We start from the raw sequence: 3,559 nt of genomic DNA, 5'->3' as shown, positions 1-3,559 counted from the left end.
CCCTTCACTCTCGGCGCGTACGAGATGTGCACGTCGGATTTGCGCGGCGGATGATAGGTGCCGATGGCAAACTGCACGTCCTTGGGCACGTCGACGACGACAGGACCCGGACGGCCGGTGGTGGCGACATAGAACGCCTCGTGCAGCACTTTCGCCAGATCGTTGACGTTGCGCACCAGCCAGTTGTGCTTGGTGCACGGCCGGGTGATGCCGACCGTGTCGCATTCCTGGAACGCGTCGTTGCCGATCAGGTGCGTCGGGACCTGGCCGGTGATGCAGACCAGCGGAATCGAATCCATCAGCGCGTCGGTCAGCGGCGTCACCATGTTGGTGGCGCCCGGCCCCGAGGTCACCAGCACCACGCCCGGCTTGCCGGTGGAACGGGCATAGCCTTCGGCCGCGTGGCCGGCGCCCTGCTCGTGCCGGACCAGAATGTGCTCGACATCGCTTTGCTGGAAGATCTCGTCATAGATCGGAAGCACCGCACCACCGGGATAGCCGAAAATGTGCTGGACGCCATGATCGACGAGCGCGCGCACAATCATCGCGGCGCCGGTCATCTGGTTCGGATCGTGGCTCTTGTCGCTCATGGCGTATTCCTTGGCTGGCTTTCGGCTGCGCCGTTTGTGGCGCGGTATTCTCGTCGGCTCGTGGCTTGGGCAATAAAAAAGGACCCGAAGAGGGCCCTGGCGCACCGTCCGAATTTGGATGGCAGCTAGCCATCCCCGGCGGCGCGCCTGGGTACGACTACGATAATAAGTTTGGCAATAATATTTCGCATAGGGCGGTTCATACTTCCCGAAGGTTGCGCGACCATACTGCCGAACGGCCAAAAGTCAAGCCATGGCCGGCTGATCACGCTCGATTACAACTGTATCCGGCTTCCTCGCGTTCGGCGAGGGTGAATTTTGGGTTTCCTGTTATGCGTGGCGCCGAATTTCCAGAAGGCGCGGCTTTGAGGCCACGCCCGTGCTGCATCGTCATTCCGGGGCGCGCATAAGCGCGAGCCCGGAATGACGAGCTACGTTGGGGTGACTGTTCCCAGCTCCACCCTCGCGTCCTCGGGTGCCACCCATTCGAATTCCGGCAGCTGGTGGCGAAACCAGGTGAACTGGCGCTTGGCGTAATGGCGGGTGTCGGCGCGGCCAATCTCGCTGGCCTCCTGCCGCGTCAACTCACCCTTGAGGTGGCGGATCAGAGCCGGGACGCCGTGGGCTTTCATCGCCGGCAACAACGGATCCAGATTTCGCGCGGCGAGCGCCCTCACCTCCTCGAGCGCGCCGGCCTGAAGCATCGTCTCGAATCGTGCATCGATCCGCGCGTAGAGCACATCGCGCGCGGGCGCGAGAAACAGCGCACGGAACGAGCCCGGCGGCAACAGCGGCCGCAGACCCTCGCGATGCCAGTCGGTGAGCGAACGCCCCGTCGCCTCGATCACTTCCAGCGCCCGCGCGATCCGCGTGCGGTCGCGTGGCTTCAGACGTTCGGCGTAAGACGCATCGCGCCGCCCGAGCTCCGCATGCAGCGCCTCGACGCCATCGCGTTCAAGCCTTGCGCGCACGGCGTCGCGGATTTCCGCCGGGATCGGCGGCACCGCCGAGAGGCCGCGCGTCAGCGCCTTGAAATACAGGCCGGAGCCACCGACGAAAATCGGCAGGCGGTTTTGCGCACGCGCTTCACCCAGCATGCGCGCCGCATCCGCCACCCACGCACCGGCCGAGAAATTCACCGCGGCATCGACGTGGCCGTAAAGCCGGTGCGGAACTTCCGCCTCCTCCGCGGCCGAGGGGCGCGCGGTCAGCACGGAGAGGTCGCGATAGACCTGCATCGAATCCGTATTGATCACGACGCCGCCGGCCTTTCGGGCGAACTCAAGCGCCAGCGCCGACTTGCCGCTGGCGGTCGGCCCTGCGATAAGCACGGCATTGTTGTCGTGACCCCAAGAATTCATGTCTCTCGTCGCAACCCTGATCTGCAACCCGGCCAATCCCGCTCTCGATAGCACGGTGCTGGACGGCGCGCGCGCGATTCTGCCCAAGGCCGGCCCTGCGCGATGGCTGTGGGACGAGGTCGCCGCCGACCTCCCCTTTGGCGACGGTCACGAGGACATTGCGGCCATCGCCGAGCGCCTGCGCGAGGCGCGCGGCGACTTACCGGTCGATATCGTCGTGCAGCCGGTGCTGGGCCGGCGTAAAAAGCTTTTCCTCGCCGACATGGATTCCACCATGATCGGGCAGGAATGCATCGACGAACTCGCCGATTTCGTCGGGCTGAAAGCGCATGTCGCCGCAATTACCGAACGGGCGATGCGCGGCGAAATCCAGTTTGAGCCCGCGCTGCGCGAACGCGTCACGCTGCTCAAGGGCCTCTCCGTCGACGTCGTCGACAAGGTGATCAAGGAACGCATTACGCTGACCCCGGGCGGGCGCGAGCTGGTCGCGACCATGCGCGCGCACGGCGCCTATACCTGTCTGATCTCGGGCGGCTTCACGCTGTTCACCGACGTCATCGCCGAGAAACTCGGCTTCCAGGAAAGCCGCGGCAACAGCCTGATCGTACGCGACGGCAAACTGACCGGCGAAGTCAAGCAACCGATCCTCGGCCGCGACGCCAAACTCGCCACCTTGATCGAGCTGCGCGAGAGCTTTGACCTCGATAATATCGACACCCTCGTTGTGGGCGACGGCGCCAACGATCTCGGCATGGTTCAGGAGGCGGGTCTCGGCGTCGCCTACCACGCCAAGCCCGCGGTCGCCGCTGCCGCCGCGGCGCGCATCGATTACGGCGATCTCACCGCGCTGCTCTACGCGCAAGGCTTTACGCGCGAGGAGTTTGCGGGCGCTTAGATTGCAAAAATCGAATCGTTAGAACGATTCACAATCTGTCGGCTCTCGCGCCGAAGAATTATCCTTCCCGCGTTGAACCAAATCGGAAATTTCATGTCTTAAACTTGGGGCCGTGTTGGCGTTGCGTGCTATCGGCTGATTTCACGAAGCCATGAGTTGCAAAACGAACCTATTCAGGGTTGAACCATCTGACGTCAGGGAGAGTCCAAGGAACCGAAACGCGATCGCGAAACATGCGGTTGCGACATCGCCATCCAAAGGATCTCATCCATGCAACGCTCTTTCGTAAAGCCTCTCCTCGCAACCGCCGTTCTCGTCTTCGCTGTGCTTCGAAGCGCGGCCGCGATAGCTGGCGAACTTCCGACCTTCGAAGTCTCCTCGTTTCCGGCGACGCCGCTCCAGGTTGCGGTGATCGGCGGCGCGAAGGTCCAGGAGCAGGCTGCAACGCCGACGCTGACGCGCAACAACATGCCGGCCTCTCCGCATCAGCTCAGCGTGCTGACGCCGCGCCACACGGTGGCTGCGGTGACGAACACGCCTACGGTCGGCTCCGCGCACAACTAGGCTGGAAGCGCTGCCACTACCTGCGAACCCGCCTGGGCGTATCGACGCTTCGAAGGCGGCAAGCGGGTGATCGCGGCGTCCGCGCACGGTCGTGCGAAAGGCGAACCGCCGGCACCGCGCTTCATTGTGCGAATCAGGGCAGCCTTGTA

The 3,559-nt window shown here is 64.0% G+C and carries 4 protein-coding genes; 2 read left to right on the top strand and 2 right to left on the bottom strand.

Annotated elements, in window-relative coordinates; translation table 11 throughout:
- Positions 1 to 590, bottom strand: a 590-nt coding sequence (locus VFL62_RS17620; RefSeq protein WP_325173664.1) for a thiamine pyrophosphate-binding protein, incomplete at its 3' end; no start/stop codon positions are given.
- 431 nt (positions 591 to 1,021) lie between these two features.
- The gene (gene miaA, locus VFL62_RS17615; protein WP_325173663.1) at positions 1,022 to 1,951 is read right to left on the bottom strand and encodes a tRNA (adenosine(37)-N6)-dimethylallyltransferase MiaA; all 930 of its coding nucleotides are present in this window, start codon (positions 1,949 to 1,951) and stop codon (positions 1,022 to 1,024) included.
- On the opposite strand from miaA, the gene serB reads away from it, so the two are divergent.
- Both serB and VFL62_RS17605 read left to right on the top strand, forming a co-directional pair.
- Positions 1,950 to 2,846 (top strand): phosphoserine phosphatase SerB, encoded by an 897-nt coding sequence (gene serB, locus VFL62_RS17610; protein ID WP_325173662.1) that lies wholly within the window; start codon positions 1,950 to 1,952, stop codon positions 2,844 to 2,846. The genes miaA and serB overlap by 2 nt on opposite strands.
- A gap of 270 nt (positions 2,847 to 3,116) precedes the next feature.
- Positions 3,117 to 3,410 carry a hypothetical protein gene (locus tag VFL62_RS17605; protein ID WP_325173661.1) on the top strand — a complete coding sequence of 98 codons (294 nt, stop codon included), beginning with the start codon at positions 3,117 to 3,119 and terminating at the stop codon, positions 3,408 to 3,410.
- Positions 3,411 to 3,559: the final 149 nt, after the last annotated feature.

Source organism: Bradyrhizobium sp. (assembly GCF_035701725.1).
Lineage (GTDB): Bacteria > Pseudomonadota > Alphaproteobacteria > Rhizobiales > Xanthobacteraceae > Bradyrhizobium.
The sequence above is the reverse complement of the archived record's forward strand: the minus strand, read 5'-3'. Positions and strand labels throughout refer to the sequence as shown.

Excerpts from the sequence above, each read along its gene's own strand:
- VFL62_RS17605 (WP_325173661.1), top strand. The coding sequence starts at position 3,117 with ATGCAACGCTCTTTCGTAAAGCCTCTCCTCGCAACCGCCGTTCTCGTC.
- serB (WP_325173662.1), top strand. The coding sequence starts at position 1,950 with ATGTCTCTCGTCGCAACCCTGATCTGCAACCCGGCCAATCCCGCTCTC.
- miaA (WP_325173663.1), bottom strand. The coding sequence starts at position 1,951 with ATGAATTCTTGGGGTCACGACAACAATGCCGTGCTTATCGCAGGGCCG.